At 71.8% G+C, this 21,257-nt stretch carries 21 protein-coding genes; 10 read left to right on the forward strand and 11 right to left on the reverse strand.

Going from position 1 to position 21,257, the window contains the following annotated elements; all coding sequences use genetic code 11:
* Positions 1-15: 15 nt before the first annotated feature.
* From ACWEQL_RS19435 to ACWEQL_RS19450, 4 genes are read right to left on the reverse strand one after another with little or no spacing between them, the layout of a single operon-like run.
* Positions 16-381, reverse strand: a complete 366-nt coding sequence (locus ACWEQL_RS19435) for a hypothetical protein (protein WP_452151490.1) — start codon at positions 379-381, stop codon at positions 16-18.
* Positions 378-1,370, reverse strand: a complete 993-nt coding sequence (locus ACWEQL_RS19440) for a DUF2637 domain-containing protein (protein WP_452151491.1) — start codon at positions 1,368-1,370, stop codon at positions 378-380. The genes ACWEQL_RS19435 and ACWEQL_RS19440 overlap by 4 nt, the downstream gene beginning before the upstream one ends.
* A complete protein-coding gene (locus tag ACWEQL_RS19445; protein WP_452151492.1) occupies positions 1,367-1,585 on the reverse strand; it encodes a hypothetical protein in 219 nt (72 codons plus the stop codon). Before ACWEQL_RS19445 ends, ACWEQL_RS19440 begins: the two co-directional genes overlap by 4 nt.
* Positions 1,582-1,869, reverse strand: coding sequence for a hypothetical protein (locus tag ACWEQL_RS19450; RefSeq protein ID WP_452151493.1), 288 nt, complete (start codon positions 1,867-1,869; stop codon positions 1,582-1,584). Before ACWEQL_RS19450 ends, ACWEQL_RS19445 begins: the two co-directional genes overlap by 4 nt.
* 632 nt (positions 1,870-2,501) lie before the next feature.
* On the opposite strand from ACWEQL_RS19450, the gene ACWEQL_RS19455 reads away from it, so the two are divergent.
* Together ACWEQL_RS19455 and ACWEQL_RS19460 are read left to right on the forward strand one after the other, a co-directional pair.
* A complete protein-coding gene (locus tag ACWEQL_RS19455; protein WP_452151494.1) occupies positions 2,502-3,290 on the forward strand; it encodes a GntR family transcriptional regulator in 789 nt (262 codons plus the stop codon).
* Between the two features lie 2 nt (positions 3,291-3,292).
* On the forward strand, positions 3,293-4,051 hold the full coding sequence (locus ACWEQL_RS19460; protein ID WP_452151495.1) for a glycosyltransferase family A protein: 759 nt from the start codon (positions 3,293-3,295) through the stop codon (positions 4,049-4,051).
* 55 nt (positions 4,052-4,106) lie between these two features.
* Here the strand turns inward: ACWEQL_RS19460 and ACWEQL_RS19465 are convergent, their stop codons facing one another.
* The 3 genes from ACWEQL_RS19465 to ACWEQL_RS19475 form a co-directional block, all read right to left on the reverse strand.
* Complete coding sequence (locus tag ACWEQL_RS19465) at positions 4,107-4,658, reverse strand: hypothetical protein (protein ID WP_452151496.1); 552 nt, start codon at positions 4,656-4,658, stop codon at positions 4,107-4,109.
* Positions 4,659-4,784: 126 nt separating this feature from the next.
* Complete coding sequence (locus tag ACWEQL_RS19470; protein WP_452151497.1) at positions 4,785-6,011, reverse strand: hypothetical protein; 1,227 nt, start codon at positions 6,009-6,011, stop codon at positions 4,785-4,787.
* Positions 6,004-6,585, reverse strand: coding sequence for a DUF4365 domain-containing protein (locus ACWEQL_RS19475; protein WP_452151498.1), 582 nt, complete (start codon positions 6,583-6,585; stop codon positions 6,004-6,006). The genes ACWEQL_RS19470 and ACWEQL_RS19475 overlap by 8 nt, the downstream gene beginning before the upstream one ends.
* A gap of 610 nt (positions 6,586-7,195) precedes the next feature.
* Here ACWEQL_RS19475 and ACWEQL_RS19480 point away from each other — a divergent pair.
* Positions 7,196-9,745, forward strand: a complete 2,550-nt coding sequence (locus tag ACWEQL_RS19480) for an ATP-dependent Clp protease ATP-binding subunit (protein ID WP_452151512.1) — start codon at positions 7,196-7,198, stop codon at positions 9,743-9,745.
* Between the two features lie 80 nt (positions 9,746-9,825).
* On the opposite strand, the gene ACWEQL_RS19485 is transcribed toward ACWEQL_RS19480, so the two are convergent.
* Entirely contained in the window at positions 9,826-10,680 is an 855-nt protein-coding gene (locus ACWEQL_RS19485; RefSeq protein ID WP_452151499.1) for a metallophosphoesterase family protein, read from the reverse strand.
* Positions 10,681-10,934: 254 nt separating this feature from the next.
* Between ACWEQL_RS19485 and ACWEQL_RS19490 the strand changes: the two genes are divergently transcribed.
* The 6 genes from ACWEQL_RS19490 (at position 10,935) to ACWEQL_RS19515 (ending at position 17,468) form a co-directional block, all read left to right on the forward strand.
* Positions 10,935-11,792, forward strand: a complete 858-nt coding sequence (locus tag ACWEQL_RS19490) for a S1 family peptidase (protein WP_452151500.1) — start codon at positions 10,935-10,937, stop codon at positions 11,790-11,792.
* Positions 11,793-11,945: 153 nt separating this feature from the next.
* Complete coding sequence (locus ACWEQL_RS19495; RefSeq protein WP_452151501.1) at positions 11,946-13,400, forward strand: S28 family serine protease; 1,455 nt, start codon at positions 11,946-11,948, stop codon at positions 13,398-13,400.
* A gap of 225 nt (positions 13,401-13,625) precedes the next feature.
* Positions 13,626-14,357: a TetR/AcrR family transcriptional regulator gene (locus tag ACWEQL_RS19500; protein ID WP_452151502.1), complete on the forward strand. Its 732-nt coding sequence runs from the start codon at positions 13,626-13,628 to the stop codon at positions 14,355-14,357.
* A complete protein-coding gene (locus ACWEQL_RS19505; RefSeq protein ID WP_452151503.1) occupies positions 14,341-15,975 on the forward strand; it encodes an acyl-CoA dehydrogenase family protein in 1,635 nt (544 codons plus the stop codon). Before ACWEQL_RS19500 ends, ACWEQL_RS19505 begins: the two co-directional genes overlap by 17 nt.
* Positions 15,972-16,886, forward strand: coding sequence for an amidohydrolase family protein (locus tag ACWEQL_RS19510; RefSeq protein WP_452151504.1), 915 nt, complete (start codon positions 15,972-15,974; stop codon positions 16,884-16,886). Before ACWEQL_RS19505 ends, ACWEQL_RS19510 begins: the two co-directional genes overlap by 4 nt.
* Positions 16,887-17,045: 159 nt before the next feature.
* Positions 17,046-17,468, forward strand: a complete 423-nt coding sequence (locus ACWEQL_RS19515; RefSeq protein ID WP_452151505.1) for a hypothetical protein — start codon at positions 17,046-17,048, stop codon at positions 17,466-17,468.
* Positions 17,469-17,484: 16 nt separating this feature from the next.
* Here ACWEQL_RS19515 and ACWEQL_RS19520 read toward each other — a convergent pair whose 3' ends face one another.
* The 3 genes from ACWEQL_RS19520 to ACWEQL_RS19530 all read right to left on the reverse strand — a co-directional run bounded on the left by ACWEQL_RS19520 (position 17,485) and on the right by ACWEQL_RS19530 (position 19,670).
* On the reverse strand, positions 17,485-18,315 hold the full coding sequence (locus ACWEQL_RS19520) for a helix-turn-helix domain-containing protein (RefSeq protein WP_452151506.1): 831 nt from the start codon (positions 18,313-18,315) through the stop codon (positions 17,485-17,487).
* Between the two features lie 19 nt (positions 18,316-18,334).
* Positions 18,335-18,817 carry a hypothetical protein gene (locus ACWEQL_RS19525; RefSeq protein WP_452151507.1) on the reverse strand — a complete coding sequence of 161 codons (483 nt, stop codon included), beginning with the start codon at positions 18,815-18,817 and terminating at the stop codon, positions 18,335-18,337.
* A gap of 91 nt (positions 18,818-18,908) precedes the next feature.
* Complete coding sequence (locus ACWEQL_RS19530; RefSeq protein ID WP_452151508.1) at positions 18,909-19,670, reverse strand: 4'-phosphopantetheinyl transferase family protein; 762 nt, start codon at positions 19,668-19,670, stop codon at positions 18,909-18,911.
* A gap of 207 nt (positions 19,671-19,877) precedes the next feature.
* On the opposite strand from ACWEQL_RS19530, the gene ACWEQL_RS19535 reads away from it, so the two are divergent.
* Positions 19,878-21,242, forward strand: a complete 1,365-nt coding sequence (locus ACWEQL_RS19535) for a choice-of-anchor A family protein (protein ID WP_452151509.1) — start codon at positions 19,878-19,880, stop codon at positions 21,240-21,242.
* Positions 21,243-21,257: the final 15 nt, after the last annotated feature.

Genomic DNA, 21,257 nt, shown 5'->3' on the forward strand with positions numbered 1-21,257 from the left:
GCGGGCGGCCCACGGCTACTTGCCGTCGCTGTCGGCGGGCTCGGGCAGCTCGAAGAAGCCGTACAGGGCGATGGGGACGCCGCTGTGCGTGCCGGAGACCGTGAGCCAGGCCGTGGTGCCGTGGACGGCCTGCTTGCTATCGACGGCGGCGGGGTCCAGGCCGAGGGCGGCGCGCCACTGCTCGAACTGGTCGAGGCCGTCGTGCAGCGAGATGTTCACACCCCACGCCATGTAGTGCGGCTCGGGGGCGTCCAGCAGCTGGAGCCTGACGTCCGGGGTGGGCAGGGCGGCGTGGGCGGTCAGGATGGCCAGCAGCGTGCCGGCGGCGCGGATCTGTCCGCCGGCGGTTGCGGTGGCGGTGTCGATGATGGTGGTGGTCATGATGCCTCCTTGGTCGCGCCGCTCTCGGCGGCGTCCGAGGTGCTGGTGTCGGTGGTGTCGGCCGGGCCGTCCTGCTCGGCGACGGGGGCCGGGGCGGGGGTGGGGTCGGGCACGGCGTGCAGCGCGGGCCGCTCGGCCACCTCGGCACCGGCGACGCGTTCGGCCTTGAGCGCGTCGCGCAGGGTCCGGGCCTTGTCGGCGGACGTGCGCACGGCCGAGCGAATGCGGTCGGCGGTCAGCTGCTCGTCGGGCCAGTCGGTGGTGGCCGACCGCGCCTCGTTGAGCAGTTGCTCCGGCGTGCGAGTCGGTCGGGCGGCGCGGGCCGACTGCGGCACCGGCCGGGTGGGTCGAGCGGCCCGACCCGACCGCGCCGCCACCGGCTGCACGGCGGGGATGGTCGGTGCCGTCTCGGCGGGCGGTTCGGTCGGCTCCACCAGCAGCGTGACCGGCGCCGGGGCGGGCGGAAGGTCGGCCGACTCGTACAGCGGCCAGTCGACTTCGCCGACCTCGGGTTCGGGCAGGTCAGACCCCGACCGATTCACCCGACTATCAGCCGTTTCATTCGCCTCGGGTCGGTGGTGGAGCACCTTGGCGACCAGTTCCGACCCGTAGTAGATCGAGCCGACCGGCAGGCTGCTGGCGAGCAGGACCAGGGCCCAGTGGGCGGGCGCCCAGTCGGCCAACCGTCCGCCGTCGCTCTCGTGCAGAGTCGGCACCAGGCCGTGCACGTAGTTGAGCACCAGAGAAGCGGCCGTGTACCCGGCCAGGACCCGCAGTGCCAACCGGCGGTCCCGACCAGTCAGCACCAGCGCGGCCACCAGGGCCAGCGCCATCAGTCCGTCGACCACCAGCGGATAGACCGTGGCGGCGGTCGGGTCGGCCCCGATCGCCCCGGCCACGTCCTTGAGCGCGTTCCAGGAGACCCGGAACGCCAGCGCGACGACGGCCAGCAGCGCGGCCACCATCCAGAACTTCGCCCACCGGCTCACCCGGCACCCGCCGTCCTGCGGCGCATGCCGCCGGCCGTGCGCCGCTCCGACTCGTTCCCGGCGGTGTCCACCACCAGGACCGCGACGACCAGCACCCCCAGCGCCACCCGCACGGCCGCCCCGGGCTGCCAACCCAGCAGCCAGCCCAACCCCGCCGCAGCCAACGCCAGCCGCACCCGGGCGACCAGCACCAGCACCACATCCGAGCGCTTCACGCCGCAACCCCCGAACGCGGCCGGCGCCGGACGCCCACCGCGCGGTGCAGCGGCACCGGGGCCGTCCGCAGCAGCTCGGCGGCGACCTCCGCCGACTCCGGGTCCACCTCGTACAGCTCCGCCAGCACCTCCCGCGCCACGTCCGTGCGGGCCGCCCACTCCTGCGCGCTCTCACCGGCCACGCCGCCGAACAGCGCCCCGAACGGGTCGCTGTCGACGCCGAGCGCCAGCTCCGCGTACTCCAGGGCCGAAACAGCCCTCTGTCCTGCGACAATCAGCTTCACGGGTTCACCTCTTCACTCGTTGGTGGGTGGGCCCCAGGGTCGCCGCGCTCCGGCCAAGGACTGCGCGGCGGCCCGACTCATGCGGGCCCGGGGCAACTCGTCACGTCGCGAGAAGCCATGGGCCCCGACCCGCGCCCGCAGTCATGGATGCGGAGGCGGATCGGGGATCAAAGACGCTCGAAACAGGGCTTCGCCGAACCGTCGTTGCGCGACGGCCGGCCCCGAGCCCTCGATCGGGTGCGCCATGGTCACTGCTCTGGCGCCAGCAGGGCGACGCGCAGCGGGTGGCACCCCGCGAGCGGGGTGTTCTCCAGAGCCGGTGCGCCGAAAGTGGTCGCCGACGGCATCACCCGGCCGCCACGGGGGCGGGGTCGAGCCCCGCCTTCAAGTCACTCTGTTCAGTTCTCAAGGACCGCCGGTTCCGGTGATCCGTGGGCGTGCGACAACGTCGCCTTCCCCTGCAATCACCGGCCGCTGGGCATAAAGGACGGAGCCTCATTGCTCATAATGAGGTCTTGTCCTCAACTCCTCTTTAGGAGCTGTGGAAGACTATGACGGGTTCTCAGGTAGTCGTCAACTCCTCTTGAGGACTTATGCTGAGCGGGCCAACAATCAGGGACGGTGGAGCCACCATGGCGAAGGTGTACGAGCGGATCGCTGACGGACTGCGGCAGGACATCCGCGCAGGTCAGCTCAAGTCCGGCGAGCGGCTGCCCCCCGAAACGGCCCTGGCGCAGCGGTACGGCAAGAGCGTCCCCACCGTGCGGCAGGCTCTCGGCGTGTTGGAGGCTGAGGGGCTGATCGAGAAGGTGCACGGGCGTGGCAACTTCGTCCGCCGGCCGCGCAAGCGGGTCGAGCGCACCAACGAACGCCACCAGTGGGAGAAGGACCGGGCGCGCCAGCCGGAGGCGGCTCGCCGGGCGACCGGCGCCACCGAGCACGACACCGGCCTGACCATCGACGACCTGGAGTTCAGCGCGAAGTACCAAGAGGTGGCGGCCTCTGCAGACCTGGCAGAGGTCTTTGGCGTTCCGGAAGGGACGAAGATGCTTGAGCGGCTCTACCGGACGAGCTACCGGGAGGAGGGATTCCCGTTCAACTTGGTCCGCTCCTACCTCGTACATGACGTTGTGGCGGCCAATCCTGATCTCCTTGATGAGGAACAGGAGCCGTGGCCGGGCGGCACGCAGAACCAGCTCTACACCCTGGGTATCGAGCTGGGACAGATCACCGAGCGGGTCACAGCTCGTCCGCCAACGGCCGAGGAAGCCGAGGAACTGGGCATCAAGGCGGGCGTGTCGGTGCTCGTTCTCCGGAAGACTTCGATCGACACCAGCGGGCGTGTGGTCGAGTTCTCCGAGGTCACGTTGCCGGGCGACCGAACCGAGATGGTGTTCACGACTCCCCTGGACAGGTGGTGAGCATGACCAACGTCATCTCCGTCATCACGGCTGTGCACGGCCCTGCGGCCGAGTACCTGCCCGATGCGTACAAGTCGCTGCTGGACCAGCAGCTTCCAGCTGGCTGGGACTGGCAGTGGGTCATCCAGCAAGACGGGGAGACGGACGACGTCGCCCCCCACGTCCCGGACGACGCGCGAATCAGCTTCGGTCAGGGACGGCACGGCCGGGCGGGCATGGCGCGAACGATGGGCCTCTCCCGGGTCACGGGCCAGTTCGTGAAGGTGCTCGATGCCGACGACATGCTGCCGCCAGGGACTCTCGCCCGCGATGCCGCCGTGCTTTCCGCGCGGCCGGACGTGGCGTGGACGACATCGCGCGTGCTGGATCTTCTCCCGGATGGGAGCACCGTCGGGTTCGACCAGGACCCGCCGGCCGGGCCCATTGAGCGTGGTGAGGTGCTTGCCCACTGGAAGGCGCACGACTTCCGTGCCCAGGTGCACCCGGCGACGCTCTGCGTCCGACGGGACCTGCTGATTGCCCTCGGCGGGTGGATGGCGCTGCCGGCCTCCGAGGACACTGGCCTCCTCATGGCGCTCAACGCGGTGAGCCGCGGGTGGTTCTTGGCGGAGACGGGACTGCTCTACCGGAAGTGGCCGGGGCAGAGCACTCACCATGCAGCACACAGCCACGAGGTTGAGCGTGAGGCCCGCATGGCGGTCGTCCAAGCCCGGGCGGAGGCGCTTCTCGCTCTGGAGAACTGGCGGCTTGACGTGGCGTGATGCGCCCAAATGTGGTCGGCCCCGGCGGACTTCCGCCGGGGCCGATCGCGTCAGCTCAACTCTGATCCGCCGATGCTTCAGCGGCGCGGGAGCCTGGCAGCAGGAGTCCGCGAGCGGTGTGTTGGTCACCCTCAAAACGGCCTCCGACTCCGAGGTCGGCTCTTGCGGCCTCATGGAATCGGTTGATCGCCTTGAAGGCACTCGCGTGAAGTGCTCGCCACTCCTCCAGCGTGCCCTCCACAAGCCCGCGAGCCTGCCAGCCGATCGCGGCGGCGGCTTCCTGGACAGCATGAGCCGCCTCAATCACGTCGTCCCCGCCAAGCAGCATGACCCGCTCGAAGGTCATCGCTTGAGTGCCGCCAGCGTCCGCGAGATCCATCAGTAGCTCGTGTTCGGCGCGTGGCATCCGCCGGAGGTCTTCGCGCACCTCGTACAGCATGATCGCCGCATGGAGCGTGGTTCGAACCTGCCCCACGTACTCGGCGTAGGCATCGAGCTTCTTCTCGTCCCAGCGAACCCGTAAGCCATCCTTTCGCCGGCTCCGCTCCATAAGGGCGTTCGTGGCGTATGTCGTCAATGCGCCGAGGACCACCGCTGCGATGGTCACAAGCTGGGCAGTTGTATCCATGTCCCCCACGCCGATGAGATGAGCAGTCCTTATCTTGAGCTGCTGATCATAGACCGCGGAATGGCGCGGCGAGCGCCGTCATGGCATGCCTTCTGGTGCGCAAGACTACTCGGTGGAGTCGAACAGCGATGGCTGGTCAACCTGGGGGCGGCGTCTCTTTGTCTTTTTGGGTTCTAGTTCTTCGATTGGTCCGAGAATTCGCATTACAGTAGCATTGTAAAGCCAGCTGAGATTCCCCTCCTTCTCCAGCCGGCCGCTCACCTGCAGAGCCAAATCTTCCTCATGCGCGCGGATGGCCGCGTGGTAGTCCTCTTCGTCGGCGAGCCTGACTCGGACCTTTCTGGGGCTTCCTGTGGAGATTGACTCCACGCCGAAGACCCCTGGGCTACCCGCCTGCTTCTTTGCAAGGAGGTGGACTCGGCCGACTACTGTTGCATATTGCGGTCCGTCATCCTCTGCCAGATGCTGGGCGGCCTTGCTCAGGACTTCGGCATCGGACCCCTGCAGCTCGAATCGGAGAGACGCCGATCCCGCTACTGGCACAGCCGGGTCCCAGTCGACAGTTATGTCTGCCCCATCTGACATTGAAGTCATTTCAAGTAGGGCGCTCGTCATCTCATATGAAACACCATTTGGGACTCCGTCGAGGAATCCCGAGAAGCTTCCCTGGCTCTTGAAGTGGTCTACAGCTTCAATCGTCGCCTCCACCGCCCTGACCACTGCCTGGCTGACAGAGCGCGAGGAGGCTGCCCCAAGGCCCTCCAGTGCCGGTTCGACATGAGCCTTCAGTGGCACGTCAACAGACGGAGGAACGAATGCGGTGACGATGTAGCTGCCAGGCGCTGTTTGCCCCATTAGGACTTGATCTAGGTAGCGGTTGGCAAATCGGCCATGCCGGTTTACGAAATGACGCTCGGGGCCTAGGTAGAACTTCGCGCCAGCTAGCATGGCGCGGCGCGCGGAATCGATGAGCCGCTCACCGCTTCGCCAGTGAATAAGCCCGCTGGGTGCGGCTGACTCGCGTCGAAATCGGAACTCGTCGGAACTGCTTACCGCGAGCTTAGGAAAGACCACCCGGCTCCAGAAATCGTGATTCTGGGCGATTTGCTCAAGGGCGGCAGCCATTACTTCTAGGAAGTCGGGATCCTCTTGGTCTAGCGGTAGGAGAAGGCCGGCCGCGCGAGACCAGATCGGGTTATCGCCCGGTGGGGAAAGTCGAAGGTAGACCCCTCGGCGGCCCCCAGCGAGCTTCCAGCCCGAGTCTTCGAGGAGGACAGCGAGCTTTTCGGGGTCAACTCGCTCCGCCAGGGCGGCGGCAGAAGGCTCAGCCATGAAGCGGATCACCCCTATCAACTCGGTCCATAAGCTTAATCAGGGTCTGTGCGTCGAAAATATCGCTGGTTGAGATCCTGATGCTGGGCTTCTTCACCCCAGGATCAACCTGCATTCCTTCCAGGTGCTTCCAATAGCAAGCCCGCCTCGTCAGCAAGCCGCTATGTGTCGCTTCCGTCCACTCGGCTTGGGTGGTCGGTGCGGTCATAACGACCAGGATCGACTTGAAGTTACGGCGAGGCTTGGCCAGGTGATCGAAGTACTGGCGCTTGGTGAACTGGTAGCTGAAGGTGTCCTTCGTCGCGTCAGGCACCAACTGAGTAGTGCACTTGAGCTGAGCCAGGAGCATCACCTCCTCTTCCAGTGGGGTGGCAGGCGGCCTCACGAAGGTGACGTCCATGCCCCAGAGGTCGGCGCCCACGCGCTCGATGGTGCATCCAGCAGTAGCGGCCACGCTCGTCACATACCCGAGCTGGAGCAGCTCCATCATGTCTGTGACCGTCTTGGGGTCGATGGCCTGAATGTGGCTTTCGCGCGGCTTTCTGGTGCTTCCCGCCTTGCTCGCCGTCGCCATAGGCCCACCTCCCGGCGGAAGCCTAGATCACGGGGGGTGCGCGGTAGCTAGCTTTTCCGATATTCGCCATGGTCGAACACTAGTGCGGTCCACTGACAGTGGCCAGACCTGGAGTCTGGCTTCTGGAGTGGGGCTGGACCGTTGGCCAGCCGTGCGTGACGGGCACCTGGATGGAGTCAGGCTTGAGCGGCGGTCTGTGTAGCTGTTGCTTGCTGGAGTGCGAGATGGCGGTGGCTTCGACATCAGTGGCTGACATCAACGGTGACGGACGCGAGTGATCGGCGTGAGTCACTTGGGGACCGCCGAGCCCGCAGTCTGCCGGTGAGCCGCTCGTGTGAGCGTTTGCTGATCGAACTTACAAAGCAGATGTCGGCGGTTCGAAACCGTCCGCGCCCACCAGCAGGGAAGCCCCGCAGCGATCACGCTGCGGGGCTTTTGGCTGCAGCGATTGACGGCAACGGCTGATGTCGGCCGGGTGGCCCTCGCCGCCTCAGCGCGTGGTCTGCGCGGGGCGGATGGCGAGGGGCGGGCCGGGGTTCGAGGGGCGGGGGGGCGGGAGCTGTGTTTGTGTGGGGCCAAACCGTCCAGGAGAGGTGATCCCACCGTGACGATGCCCCCGTTCGGATCGAACGATCCGTTCTCCGATCTGTTGAGCCGGTTCTTCGGGATGAGCCCGGTGGCGGCCCCGCCCGCGGTGCAGCGGGTGCCGATCGGACGGCTGCTCAGCGAGTCCGCGCAGGAGCTGCTCGCGCTGGCCGCGCAGCGGGCGGCCGAGGACGGGAGCACTGACCTCGACACCGGGCACCTGGTCTGGGCCGCCACCCGGGTGGACCCCTCCCGGCGGATGCTGGAGCGGGCCGGCGTCGATCCGGACCGGCTCGCCGACGACCTGCGCAAGGCCCTGCCCGCCGCCGATCTGGCGGAGGGGCCGGGGCGCCGTTCGGCGCTGACCCCGTCCGCCAAACGCGCGCTGCTCGACGCGCATGCCCGTTCCCGGGCGGCCGGCGCCTCGTACATCGGGCCGGAGCACATCCTGGGCGCGCTGCTCGGTGCGGAGCGCTCCGGGGAGGGTGGGGTCGACAGGGCGGGCGGCGCCGGCGGGGCGGGCGCGGTGCTGCGCGACGCGGCGCCCTCGCAGGAGGCCCTGCGCACCGTGCTGGACGGGCGTGGCGCGGGCGGCGGGCGCGGCGCCGCCGCGGCGCGTCCGAGCGCGACGCCGACCCTGGACGCGTACGGCCGCGACCTCACCGAGGACGCCCGGGCGGGCCGGCTGGACCCGGTGGTCGGGCGGGCCGAGGAGATCGAGCAGACGGTGGAGATCCTCTCCCGCCGCACCAGGAACAACCCGGTGCTGATCGGTGAACCGGGTGTCGGCAAGACCGCGATCGTGGAGGGGCTGGCGCAGCGGATCGTCTCCGGTGACGTGCCGCGCAGCCTCAAGGGCAGGCGGGTGGTCACCCTCGACCTGACCGCGCTGGTGGCCGGCGCCAGGTACCGGGGCGAGTTCGAGGAACGGCTGAGGAGCGTGATCGACGAGGTCACGGCCGACGGGCGGGGCGTGGTGCTGTTCCTGGACGAGCTGCACACCGCGGTCGGCGCGGGCGCCGGCGGCGAGGGCGCGATGGACGCCGGCACCGTCCTCAAGCCGGCGCTGGCGCGGGGCGAGCTGAGCGTGGTCGGCGCGACCACCCTGGACGAGTACCGCCGCCACGTGGAGAAGGACGCCGCTCTGGAACGCCGTTTCCAGCCGGTCCTGGTGCCCGAGCCGGGTGTGGAGGAGACCGTCGGGATTCTGCACGGGCTGCGCGACGCGTACGAGGCGCACCACCAGGTCCGTTTCACCGACGAGGCGTTGGACGCCGCGGCCGCGCTCTCCGACCGCTACGTCGGTGACCGCTTCCTGCCGGACAAGGCGATCGACCTGCTCGACCAGGCCGGGGCGCGGGTGCGGCTGCGCAGCCCGGGTTCCTCCGCCGAGGTGGCTCCGGTGCGTGACCGGATCACCAAGCTGCGCCGGGAGCTGGAAGCGGCGGTGGCCGACGAGGAGTTCGTGCGCGCGGCCAACCTGAAGTCCGAACTGCGGCACACTGAGGCTGAGTTGGCGGCCGTCGGGGAGGAGCGCGAGGAGGTGGCCGCGGTCACAGCCGACGACATCGCCCAGGTGCTCTCGGGCCGCACCGGCATCCCGGTCGCCGAGCTGAACGCGACCGAGCGCGAGCGGCTGCTCCACCTGGAGGAGCACCTGCAGGAGAAGGTGATCGGCCAGGACCGGGCGGTCGCCGCGGTCGCCCGGGCGGTGCGCCGGGGCCGGGCCGGGATGGGCGACCCGGAGCGTCCGACCGGCTCGTTCCTCTTCCTCGGCCCGACCGGCGTCGGCAAGACCGAGCTCGCCAAGGCGTTGGCCGGCCGGCTGTTCGGCGGCCCGGACCGGATGATCCGCTTCGACATGGGCGAGTTCCAGGAGGGGCGCGCGGTCTCCCGGCTGGTCGGCTCCCCGTCCGGTCACGTCGGCCACGAGGAGGCCGGGCAGCTGACCGAGGCGGTCCGCCGGCGCCCGTACGCCGTGCTGCTCCTCGACGGGGTGGAGAAGGCCCACCCGGACGTCCTCGACCTGCTGCTCCAGGTGCTGGACGACGGCCGGCTGACGGACTCCCGGGGCCGGACCGTGGACTTCCGCCACACCGTGGTCATCATGACCAGCGACGTCGGCTCGCAGCGGATCCTCGACCACCGGGGCGACGTGGACGGGATCCGCGACGAGCTGATGGCGGACCTCGGCCGGAGGTTCAGGCCGGAGTTCCTCGACCGGATCGACGAGGTGGTCGTCTTCCACGCGCTCACCCGTACGGACCTGCTCCCGGTGGTGGACCTGCTGCTGGAGCGCGGCCGGCGACGGCTGAAGGCGCAGGGCGTCCGGCTGGAGGTGACCGACGGGGCCCGGGAGTGGCTGGTGGACCGCGGTCACCGGCCGGAGTCCGGGGCCCGGCCGCTGCGCCGCGTCATCCGGTCGGAGCTGGACGACCGGATCGCGAACCTGCTGCTGGACGGCACCGTCCGGGAGGGCGACACGCTGCTCGCCGAAGTGCGCGACGGCGAACCGGTGGTGACGGCGGTCCGCCCGGAGTCCCCGGCCGCGATCACGGCGGCGGACGCCACCTGACACCCGCCCCTGTCAGAGCCCCCGCCGGAACACCCGTAGACGCCCCGGCCGAGCCGAAAGGCCGGCCGGGGCGTCGGCCGTCAGGCCCCCGGGAACACCTCGCGCAGCAGCGGCTCGGGCAGCCCGCGGCGGCGCCACTCGCGCGGGTAGCCGAGCGACACCTCCTCGAAGCGGACGCCGTCGTACTCGGTGACCCGGGGGATGTGCAGGTGCCCGTAGATCATCGCGGCGGTGCGGAACCGCCGGTGCCAGTCGGCGGTGAGCTCGGTGCCGCACCACTGGGCGAACTCCGGGTACCAGAGCACCTCGGTGGGGTGACGGACCAGCGGGTAGTGGTTCACCAGCACCAGCGGCACCGCCGGGTCGCACTCCGCGAGCCGCCGCTCGGTGATCCGCACCCGCTCGCGGCACCAGGAGTCGCGGTCCGGGTACGGGTCGGGGTGGAGCATCCGCTCGTCGGCGCAGACGACCCCGCTCTCGTACGCGGCGGCCAGCGACTCCTCCTTGGTGGTGGTGCCGGGTGCGCGGAAGCTGTAGTCGTACAGCAGGAAGAGCGGGGCGACGGTGACCGGGCCGCCGGCGCCCTCCCAGACCGGGTACGGGTCCTCGGGGGTGATCACGCCGAGGGTGCGGCAGAGTTCGACCAGGTGCTCGTAGCGGGCGACGCCGCGCAGCTGGACCGGGTCGGTCGGGTGGGTCCAGAGCTCGTGGTTGCCGGGCGCCCAGACCACCTTGGCGAAGCGGTCGGCGAGCAGGCCGAGGGCCCATGTGATGGAGGTGGTCAGCTCGGCCACGTCACCGGCCACGATCAGCCAGTCGTCGGGGGAGGAGGGCCGTAGCCTCTCCACCAGCTCGCGGTTCTCCTGGTACGAGATGTGCAGGTCGCTGACGGCGAGCAGACGGCCCGTCCGCTCCGGCTCTCCGGTCGTCGTCATCGCGTGCCCGTTCCCGTCCCTGTCCTCGTCGCCGTCCCGGTCCGGTGCCGTCGCGGCCCGGTGTTCGCGCGTGTGTGCGGCCGAGGGGGCCGCTGCCGCCACAGTACGTGTGCGGGTGGGGCGTGCGGGGCAGGATGGCGGGATCGACGGCCTGTCCGGAACGAATTCCCGCGATCGGCCCGGATCCGTACGACTATTGACTTCTCGTCATGTACGCGCCAGCTTTGACGCACCCCCACGACGAGAGGTCTCTCATGAAGAAGCCGCTCATAGCCACGTTCGCCACGCTCCTGTCCGTCGGGGCGACCGCCCTGGCCGGAGCCGCCCCCGCCACCGCCGCACCGGCCCCCGAGGGCCCGGACCAGGCGTCGGCGGCGGCCGCGGTGAGCTTCGCCGGGACGGTCGCGCTCAGCAACTGCTCCGGCTCGCTGGTACGACTCCCGGCGTCCGCCCCCAACGACCCCGCGCTGGTGCTCTCCAACGGGCACTGCATCGAGACCGGGATGCCCGGTCCCGGGCAGGTGCTCGTCAACAAGCCGTCCAGCCGCACCTTCTCGCTGCTGAACGCCTCCGGCGGCAAGGTCGCCACGCTGCGCGCCTCGAAGCTGGTCTACGGCACCATGACCGACACCGACGTGTCGCTGTACCAGCTGAACACCACCTACGCGGCCGTCCAGTCGCAGTACGGGATCGCGCCGCTCACCATGTCGGCCACCCATCCGGCGCAGGGCACCGCGATCAAGGTGGTGTCCGGCTACTGGAAGAAGATCTACTCCTGTTCGGTGGACGGCTTCGTCTACCGGCTCAAGGAGGGCGACTGGACCTGGAAGGACTCGCTCCGCTACACGTCCAGCTGCAACACCATAGGCGGCACCTCCGGTTCGCCGGTGGTCGACGCCTCCAGCGGCCAGGTCGTCGCCGTCAACAACACGGGCAACGAGGACGGCCAGTCCTGCACCGTCAACAACCCGTGCGAGGTCGACCAGAGCGGCCGGGTGACGGTCCGCAAGGGCATCAACTACGCCCAGCAGACCTACCACATCCCGGCCTGCTTCGCCCCCGGCAACAAGCTCGACCTGACCCGGGCCGGCTGCACCCTGCCGCGCCCCTGACCGGTACCGATTCCTGACCGGTACCGATCCCTGATCCGTACCGGCCGATCCGTACCGATGCCCTCGGTGGGCCACCCGCGACCCGCGGGTGGCCCACTCGGCCGTCCACCGGCGGCCGGAGATCCCCGACACCGTTGACACGATGGAGAGTCGATGCCCACCAGGCTCAGGCGGCTGCTGACCACGACACTGCTGATACCGATGCTCGCCCTCGGCCTCGCGACGCCCGCGCTCGCGGCGCCCGCCCCCGACCGGCCGCAGGCGCCCGCGTCCGCCGCGGTGGGCGACGTCAAGGACCGCCTCGCGGCGATCCCCGGGATGGCGGTGACCGAGGAGAAGCCGACCACCACCGGCCACCGCTACTTCCTGCTGACCTACACCCAGCCGGTCGACCACTTCCGCCCCTGGCTGGGCACCTTCCAGCAGCGCCTGAGCGTGCTCCACCGCGGTGAGGACCGGCCGACCGTCTTCTACACCAACGGCTACACGCTCGGCACCAACCCCTCGCGCACCGAGCCGACCCGGCTGACCGACGGCAACCAGGTCTCCATCGAGTACCGCTACTTCACGCCCTCCCGGCCCGAGCCGGCCGACTGGTCCAAGGCCGGCATCCGCCAGGGCGCCGCCGACGCGCACCGGGTGATCACCGCGCTCAAGCGGATCTACCAGCAGGAGTGGATCTCCACCGGCGCCAGCAAGGGCGGCATGTCCTCGGTCTTCCACCGCCGCTTCTACCCGGACGACGTGACCGCCACCGTCGCCTACGTCGCGCCGAACGACGTGGACAACCGCGAGGACTCCGCGTACACCGAGTTCTTCGCCACCGTCGGCACCCCGGAGTGCCGGGCCGCGCTCAATGCCGTGCAGCGCGAACTCCTGGTCCGCCGCGACCGGTTGGCCGCCCGCTACGCCGCCGACAACACCGCCGCCGGCTCCACCTTCACCACCGTGGGCAGCGCCGACCGGGCCTACGAGGCCGGTGTGCTCGACGTGGTCTGGGCGTTCTGGCAGTACAGCACCGTGGCGGACTGCGCGGGCGTTCCGGTGGCGGCCACCGCGACCGACGACGCGCTGTACGCCTTCCTCGACGCCCAGGTCGGCGTCACCGGCAACAGCGACCAGTCGCTCGCCCAGTACACCGCGTACTACTACCAGGCGGCCACCGAGCTGGGCGCCGGCACCTTCGACGTCTCCCACCTGGACGGCGTGCTGCGCTACGACTACGCCGAGCTGTACGCGCCGCGCAACTTCGTGCCGAAGTCGATCCGCACCAGGTTCGACCCCTCCGCGATGCGGGACATCGACCGCTGGGTGAAGCGCTCGGCGGAGCGGATCCTCTTCGTCTACGGCCAGAACGACCCGTGGGGCGCCGAGCCGTTCGCCCTCGGGTGGGGCAGCGAGGACAGCTACGTCTACACCGCGCCGGGCGCCAACCACGGCGCCAAGATCGGCTCGCTGAAGGCCGACGAGGCCGCGGCGGCCACCGCCAAGCTGCTGGAGTGGGCGGGCCTCGGTGACAGCGCCCGCTCGCTGGCGCCGACGCACGTCATCCCGCCGTTCGGCGAGCTGGACGCCGAGGGGCTGAAGCTGGAGCGGCACCGGCTGTAACCGTCCGGGCCCGCGGGTACGGGGGCCGTCCGCCGGGTGTCGGCGGGCGGCCCCTCGCCGTGCCCTTGCCCCTCGCCGTGCCCTTGCCCCTCGCCGTGCCCTTGCCCCTCGCCGTGCCCTTGCCCCCTGCCGCGCCCCTCGCCCCCGTCCGAGCCCCGCGCCGTCCGCCGGTCGTCCGTACGCGCCCCCTCCCTGAAGCGGTGAATCTCTGCTTCAATGCTTGCCATGGCCTACCGCCGCACCCCCGCCGTGCAAGCCCGCCTGGACGCCCAGCGCGAGGCGGTCCTGCAGTCCGCCGTCGCCCTGCTCGCCGAACGCGGCTACGGCGGCTGCTCGATGGCCGCGGTGGCGGACCGCGCCGGGATCGCCACCGGCAGCCTCTACCGGCACTTCGCCAACAAGGCCGAGCTCTCGGTCGAACTGTTCCGCCGGGTGGTCACCCGCGAGATCGCGGCCGTGCACGAGGCCGTCGCCCGCCGGGACACCCCGCAGCAGCGGATCGCGGCGGTCGTCGAGACCTTCGCGGGCCGTGCGCTGCGGGCCCCCCGGCTCGCGTACGCGCTGCTCGTCGAACCCGCCGACGCGGTGGTCGACACCGAACGCCTGGTGTTCCGACGGGCGTTCCGCGATGTGATCGCCACCGAGATCGCCGCCGCCGTCGCGGCCGGCCGACTGCCCCGGCAGGACCCGGAGTTGACCGCCGCCGCAGTGGTCGGCGCGGTCGCCGAGGCGCTGGCCGGCCCGCTCTCGGCGGCCCCGGCAGCCATGTCGACAGCCGCACCCGCACCCGCCACATCGATAGCCGCACCCACGGAAGCACCCGCACCCGCACCGATTCCCGTACCCACGGCCGACGGCACCGCGCCGGCCCCCGGGGACGACCCCGACGGAGTGGTCCCCGCCCTGGTCTCCTTCACCCTGCGTGCCCTGGGAGGACGCGATGACAGCGACGCATGAGGTCACCAACCAGGTGCCCCCGCCGTACGGCCACGACACCGCCGCCGACCCGGCCCTGCTCGCCGCCCTGGAGCGGGCCGGCGCCGGCTGGGCCGAGCCGGAGCTGCGCGGGCTCGGCCGCCTGGCCGGCTCCGAACAGGCCGCCGAGTGGGGCCGGTTGGCCAACGAGAACCCGCCCGTGCTGCGCACCCACGACCGCTTCGGCCACCGGATCGACGAGGTCGAGTTCCACCCGTACTGGCACGAGCTGATGCGCACCGCGGTCGGCCACGGTCTGCACGCCGCGCCCTGGCGCGACACCCGGCCCGGCGCGCACACCGCCCGGGCCGCCAAGTTCTACGTCTGGGGCCAGGTCGAGGCCGGCCACACCTGCCCGGTCTCGATGACCTACGCCGCGGTGCCCGCCCTGCGCGCCACCCCGGAGCTGGCCCGCGAGCTGGAGCCGCTGCTGGCCTCCACCGAGTACGACTTCGGGCTGCGCGAGCCGCACACCAAGCGCGGGCTGATCGCCGGCATGTCGATGACCGAGAAGCAGGGCGGCTCCGACGTCCGCACCAACACCACCGCCGCCACCCCGAACGCCGACGGCACCTACCGGCTCACCGGCCACAAGTGGTTCACCTCGGCACCGATGTCGGACCTGTTCCTGACGCTCGCCCAGGCGCCCGGCGGGCTCAGCTGCTTCATGCTGCCGAGGGTGCTGCCCGACGGCAGCCGCAACCGCATCCACCTCCAGCGGCTCAAGGACAAGCTCGGCAACAAGTCCAACGCCTCCGCCGAGATCGAGTACGACGAGGCGGTCGGCTGGCTGGTCGGCGAGGAGGGCCGGGGCGTGCCGACCATCATCGAGATGGTCAACATGACCCGCCTGGACTGCACCGTCGGCGCCGCCTCCGGGATGCGCCTGGGTGCCACCCGGGCCGTTCAGCACGCCCTCCACCGGCGGGCGTTCGGCGCCGCCCTGGTCGACCAGCCGCTGATGCGCAACGTCCTCGCCGACCTGGTGGTCGAGTCCGAGGCCGCCACCACCGTGGCGATGCGCCTCGCCCAGGCCACCGACCTCGCCCTGGCCGGGGACGCGACGGAGACCCTGGTGCGCCGGCTGGGCCTGGCCGTCGCCAAGTACTGGGTCTGCAAGCGCGGCCCGGCGCACGCCGCCGAGGCGCTGGAGTGCCTGGGCGGCAACGGCTACGTCGAGGAGTCCGGGATGCCCCGGCTCTACCGCGAGGCGCCGCTGGTCTCGATCTGGGAGGGCTCCGGCAACGTCGCCGCCCTGGACACGCTGCGCGCCATGGCCCGGCGCCCGGAGAGCGTCGAGGCCTTCCTCGGCGAGCTGGACGCGGCCGCCGGCGCCGACCGCCGCCTCGACGCGGCCGTCGCCGACCTGCGCAAGCAACTCGGTGACCACGGCGAGCTGGAGTACCGCACCCGCCGGCTGGTCGAGTCGATGGCCCTCGCCTTCCAGGGCTCGCTGCTGGTCCGGTACGGGCACCCGGCGGTCGCCGACGCCTTCTGCGCCTCCCGGCTCGGCGGCGACCACGGCGCGGCCTTCGGCACCCTGCCCACCGGCGTGGACGTCGGGGCGATCATCGACCGGGCCCGGCCGGTGCCGGCGTGACCGGGCCCGCGGCGCCCGCGGTGGCGGGCGCCCCGGCGGGGGAGGCGGCCGCGGTCCGGGCGTTCTGGCAGGGCCTCGGACTGCCCGGCCTGGTCGACGTGCACACCCACTTCATGCCGCAGAACGTCCTCGACAAGGTGTGGGCGTACTTCGACGCGGCCGGCCCGCTGGTCGGCCGGCCCTGGCCGATCGTCTACCGCCAGGCCGAGGCCGAACGCGTCGAGCGGCTGCGGGAGTTCGGCGTCCGGGCGTTCACCGCGATGCTCTACCCGCACCGGCCGGGCATGGCCGCCTGGCTGAACGGCTGGGCCGCCGACTTCGCCGCCCGCACCCCCGACTGCCTGCACACGGCGACCTTCTTCGCCGAGGCCGGGGCCCGGGACGACGTCGAACGGGCCCTGACCGCGGGCGCCCGGGTGTTCAAGGCCCACGTCCAGGTCGGCGGGTACGATCCGGCGGACCCGCTGCTGGACGGGGTCTGGGGCCTGCTCGCCGACAGCGGCGTCCCGGTGGTCACCCACTGCGGCTCCGGCCCGGTGCCCGGCAAGCACACCGGCCCCGGCCCGGTCGCCGAGGTGCTGGCCCGCCACCCCCGGCTCACCCTGGTGGTCGCCCACCTGGGCCTGCCGGAGTACGGGGACTTCCTGGACCTCGCCGAGCGGTACCCGAACGTCCATCTGGACACCACCATGGCCTTCACCGACTTCACCGAACGGGACTCGCCGTTCCCGCCCGCCGAACTGCCCCGGCTGGGCGCCCTGGGGGAGCGGGTGCTGCTGGGCAGCGACTTCCCCAACCTCCCCTACCCGTACCTCCACCAGCTGGAGGCACTGGCCGGCCTCGGCCTGGGCGAGGACTGGCTGCGCGGGGTCTGCCACCACAACGCGGCCCGGCTGTTCGGCCTCGGCTGACCGCGGCCGCCGTGCCCGTTCGGCGACTGCGGGGGTCGATTACCTGAGGGGTAATCGACCCCCGCCCCGCCGCCCGGCAGAGTGGGGTTCACCGGGAGGGGCGGCTTCGAGCGGCCCCGGACCCGGACCACCCCACCACGCCCCGGAGGTTGATCCGCCATGTCCGTGAACGCCCTCGCCGCCACCGCCGCCCCCCGCACCGCCGCGCAGACCCTGCTGCGCCGCTGGCTCGCCCTCGACGCGGTCGTCACCGGCGGCAACGGCCTCGCCTACCTCGCGTTCTCCGGCCCGCTCGGCGACCTGCTCGGCGTCGACGCCGGCGCGCTGACCGAGATCGGCGCCTTCCTGCTGCTGTACGGCCTGGGGGTCGGCCTGCTGGCCGCACGCCGCCGGCCGCCGGTGCTCGGGGTCCGCGCGGTGATCGACGCCAACCTGGTCTGGCCGGTGCTGAGCATCGTCGCGATGGAGCTGTGGCTGGAGCCGACCACCGCCGGGCTGGTCTGGATCCCGATGCAGGCCGCCACCGTGCTGGGCTTCGCGGTGCTGCAGTTCCTGGCGCTGCGCAGGGCCCGCGAGGCCTGAGGGCCGACCGGGGGCCCTATGGCGCCGTCGCCTCCTGCAGGAACGCCATCGTCTCCGGGTCGGCCGGGAGGAACGTCTCCATGGCCAGCTCGGAGACGGTCACGTCCATGGGCGTGTTGAAGGTCGCGATGGTGGAGAGGAAGGACAGCACCCGCCCCTCGTGCGCGACCAGCATCGGCAGTGCGAACGGGAACAGCTCGAAGGCGTCCTCGCTGACCTCCGGCAGTGCCGGGTTCTCCGGCGCCGGGTAGACGCTGACCTCCTCGTACAGCGCGCGCAGCGGCTCGGAACGGACCAGCGCGATCTGGCGCTCCATCTGCTCCAGCAGGTGCCGGCGCCACTGGCGGAGGTTGACGATGCGCGGGGCCAGGCCCTGCGGGTGCAGGGTGATCCGCATCGCGTTGAGCGGCGGCTCCAGCAGGTGCGGGGCGACCCCGGCGAGCAGGATCGCGATGCTGCGGTTGGTGGCCAGTACCCGGTAGGTGCCGTCCACCACGATCGCCGGGTACGGGTCGTGCGCCAGCAGCAGCCGCTCGACGCCGGCCCGCAGGGCGTCCAGCGCGGGGTCCTCCAGCGGGGTCTCGGCGTAGTGCGGGGCGTACCCCGCGGCCAGCAGCAGGGTGTTGCGCTCGCGCACCGGGACGTCCAGGTGCTCGGCGAGCCGCATCACCATCTCCTGGCTGGGCCGGGAGCGCCCGGTCTCGATGAAGCTGATGTGCCGGGCGGAGGAGTCCGCCTGGAGCGCCAGTTGCAGCTGGCTCAGCCGCCGCCGCTCGCGCCATCCGCGCAGCAGTGCCCCCACGCCCGCACCCGTGGTCGTACCGGTGTCCGTCCCCGCGATCGTCATACCGCGACGGTACCGGCGATCATGCTCCGGTGGTGGACCCGGGACGGATGACCATGAGGACCGTGACCACCGCCCAGAGCAGGTTGAACAGCCCGGCGGTCATCGGCAGCGTCTTCAGCCCCCGGACGGCCTTGGCGTGGTCCGGCTGCTCCGCGTCCAGCTCCAGCGCGTCCACCGCGGCCTGCTGCGCGGGCAGGACGAACAGCAGCAGGGAGAGCGCCGCCAGGGCGGTCAGCACCATCGAGGCGATCAGCCAGGCGTCGCCCATGATGTCCATCACCTGAGCGACGCCTATGCCGAGGATCGGCACGGCGAGCCCGAGCATCGCGTAGACCTGGGTGATCCGGTGCAGCAGCCGCAGCATCCCGGCCTCCGAGGCGCGCTCCGCCCCGCCGGCCAGGGCCGCGGCGGCCCGGCGGGGGAACATGCTGACGGCCACCGCGACCGGGCCGATGAACAGCACCGCGGCGAGGACGTGCAGGCTCAGCAGGAACTTGGCCATGGTTCGGGGACACCCTGTTCTCCGTCGGGGCCGCCCGTGCGCGGACGACCGGGGCGTCCGGTTCCGGAACCCCGAGCGAAGCTAACACCGCTTACGGGGCCGCCCCGGGGCCGGGTGCCAGGTCCGCCACCCCGACCACCCGCGGCGCCGCGGTGCTCACGGCCGCCACGGCCGCGTACCGCTCCGGGCCGTCCGCCGGCGCCTCGGGCGGGGCGGGGACAACCGCAGTCCAGTCGAGCACGTACAGGTCCTGGTGGCGGCCGAGCAGCGGCGGGCCCGGTGGGACGTCGAGGGGCAGCGCGGAGAGGTCGGTCTCGGTGAGGTGGTCCAGGTCGGTGCGGCCGATCTTGATCAGGGCCTCCTTGCGCACCCACAGCCGCAGGAAGGCGGGCCCCGGCTCCGGGTGCGCCTCGATCAGCGCCCGCTCCGGTCCGGCCAGCACCCGCCGCATCACCTGGGGCGAGCCGCCGCGTCCGGCCAGCTCCACGTCCACCCCGACCGGGTGGAGCCCGGCGGCGGCCGCGACCACGCCGCGGGTGTGCGAGAGGCTCACGTGGACCTCCGGGTGGTCCGGCAGGTACGGCTTGCCGTGGTCGCCCTTCCCGCAGTCGGGGCAGTGCTGGGCGAGCTCCAGCCGGGCGGCCGGGACACCGAGCAGGTGGGCGGCGCAGAGCCGGACCAGGACGTGCCCGGCGATGAAGTCGACCCGCCCGCTCTCGTGGCGGAAGCGCGCGGCGCGCTCGCGTTCGACGGCGGTCAGCAGGTGCTCGCCGGCCCCGGGGTGCCGCAGGACGTCGTCGGCGGCCGCGACGGTGGCGAGGGGCCCGTCGGATCGGGCCTGGTCGGAAGTCATGCCCCCAACCTAATCGGCGCGGCGGGGCCCCATCCGCTCGCCCGGTCGGATGACTTTCCGATCGGAGCCCGGCTCCCGGGGCGGGCCGGCGGGCCGATCTGGGATTGGATGACCCGGATCGACCGACAAGTGATGGATTGTCCGTTACGGGTTGATTCGGGACTGCTCCACGCGTGGAGGGAAGTGGCGATGGGTCAGGGCGGCGGCATGCCGGAACAGAGGACGACCGCCGAGGGGCGGCGCGCCCGCCGGCGCGGCGCCGTACGGCTCGCGGTGGCCACCGCGGTGGCCGCGCTGCCGATGACGGCGGTCCTGGCCGCCGGCTCGGCCGCGCCGCCGGCCCCGCCGCTCGGCCCCTGCGGCGGCCCGGACTGCCCGGGCGCCTGGCCCCCGGTGCACAACGGCGACTTCTCCGGCCGGGACGCCACGATCAGCGTGTTCACCGGCGGCGACCTCACGGTCAAGGGCCGTGCCGCCGAGGCCGAGGGCAAGATCGTCGTGCTGGGCCGGGTGACCGTCGACAAGGACCTCTCGGCCGGCCCCGGCGGCGCGTACGCCATGGCCGTGGTCGGCGTCGGCTCACGGGTCGTCCCCCCGGACGGGACCGACTTCGTCACCGTCGGCGGCCCCGTGGACGTCAGGAGCGGCAACACCCTGTACGTCGGCGGCCGGGACTCGCGGGGCACCGCGTACGGCAACCTGCGGCACGGCGGGACGCTCACCGGCGCCGCCGACATCGCCCCCTCCGGCCTGGCGATCCGGGACGACGGGGCGGCCGCGCCGTTCCGGTCGGTGCTCACCCGGATCGAGGAGCTCTCCGCCTGCGTCGGCCGGGCCCCCGCCACCGGCACGGTCACGGTGACCGACCGCGACGCCACCTTCACCGGCGACGGGATCGGCATGCGGCAGGTCTTCGAGGTCACCGGGAACCTCGGCGAGGCCGGCCGGCAGATCGGCCTGAACTTCGACGGCATCCCCGCCGGGGCCACCGTCGTGGTCAACATGCTGGCGGACGACCCGGTCATCAGCACCTACACCGGGACGGGCCTGCCCGGGGACCCGACCACCGAGCTGCGCCCCCGGCTGCTGTGGAACTTCCCCACCGCGACCACCGCGCGGATCCTCGGCGGGGCGCAGTTCCAGGGCTCGGTGCTGGCCGGCAACGCGGCCGGCACCACCACCGTCGCGGTGCCCGGCCTCAACGGCCGCGTCCACCTGGCGGGCAGCCTGATCCACACCGGCGGCGGCGGGTACGAGATCCACAACTACCCGTTCGACGGTGAGCTGCCGGAGTGCGAGGCCGGCCCGAGCCCGTCGCCCACCTCGTCCGTCCCGCCCACCTCGCCCGTCCCACCCCCGGAGCCGACGGCCTCACCCGTGGACTCCGGGGCCGTCCGGCCGACGGCCGGTCCCACCCGCAGTCCCGGCGGCGGCCCGATCAGGCAGCGGCCCGTCGGCCGGCCGCCGGCCGCCGGCCACGTGGACGGTGGCGGGGAACCGTCGTCCGGCGGCTCCGTCGTCGCCGATCGGGAGAGCGTCGGGGTGGGGAAGAGTGTATTACGGTGGGTGTAGATATAGGTGGGGGCC

The organism is Kitasatospora sp. NPDC004240 (assembly GCF_053603215.1).

Bases quoted from the DNA above. Each gene is read 5' to 3' on its own strand.
- ACWEQL_RS19435 (WP_452151490.1), bottom strand. From the start codon at position 381: ATGACCACCACCATCATCGACACCGCCACCGCAACCGCCGGCGGACAG.
- ACWEQL_RS19455 (WP_452151494.1), top strand. From the start codon at position 2,502: ATGGCGAAGGTGTACGAGCGGATCGCTGACGGACTGCGGCAGGACATC.
- ACWEQL_RS19460 (WP_452151495.1), top strand. From the start codon at position 3,293: ATGACCAACGTCATCTCCGTCATCACGGCTGTGCACGGCCCTGCGGCC.
- ACWEQL_RS19470 (WP_452151497.1), bottom strand. From the start codon at position 6,011: ATGGCTGAGCCTTCTGCCGCCGCCCTGGCGGAGCGAGTTGACCCCGAA.
- ACWEQL_RS19475 (WP_452151498.1), bottom strand. From the start codon at position 6,585: ATGGCGACGGCGAGCAAGGCGGGAAGCACCAGAAAGCCGCGCGAAAGC.
- ACWEQL_RS19480 (WP_452151512.1), top strand. From the start codon at position 7,196: ATGCCCCCGTTCGGATCGAACGATCCGTTCTCCGATCTGTTGAGCCGG.
- ACWEQL_RS19485 (WP_452151499.1), bottom strand. From the start codon at position 10,680: ATGACGACGACCGGAGAGCCGGAGCGGACGGGCCGTCTGCTCGCCGTC.
- ACWEQL_RS19490 (WP_452151500.1), top strand. From the start codon at position 10,935: ATGAAGAAGCCGCTCATAGCCACGTTCGCCACGCTCCTGTCCGTCGGG.
- ACWEQL_RS19495 (WP_452151501.1), top strand. From the start codon at position 11,946: ATGCCCACCAGGCTCAGGCGGCTGCTGACCACGACACTGCTGATACCG.
- ACWEQL_RS19500 (WP_452151502.1), top strand. From the start codon at position 13,626: ATGGCCTACCGCCGCACCCCCGCCGTGCAAGCCCGCCTGGACGCCCAG.
- ACWEQL_RS19505 (WP_452151503.1), top strand. From the start codon at position 14,341: ATGACAGCGACGCATGAGGTCACCAACCAGGTGCCCCCGCCGTACGGC.
- ACWEQL_RS19515 (WP_452151505.1), top strand. From the start codon at position 17,046: ATGTCCGTGAACGCCCTCGCCGCCACCGCCGCCCCCCGCACCGCCGCG.
- ACWEQL_RS19520 (WP_452151506.1), bottom strand. From the start codon at position 18,315: ATGACGATCGCGGGGACGGACACCGGTACGACCACGGGTGCGGGCGTG.
- ACWEQL_RS19525 (WP_452151507.1), bottom strand. From the start codon at position 18,817: ATGGCCAAGTTCCTGCTGAGCCTGCACGTCCTCGCCGCGGTGCTGTTC.
- ACWEQL_RS19530 (WP_452151508.1), bottom strand. From the start codon at position 19,670: ATGACTTCCGACCAGGCCCGATCCGACGGGCCCCTCGCCACCGTCGCG.
- ACWEQL_RS19535 (WP_452151509.1), top strand. From the start codon at position 19,878: ATGCCGGAACAGAGGACGACCGCCGAGGGGCGGCGCGCCCGCCGGCGC.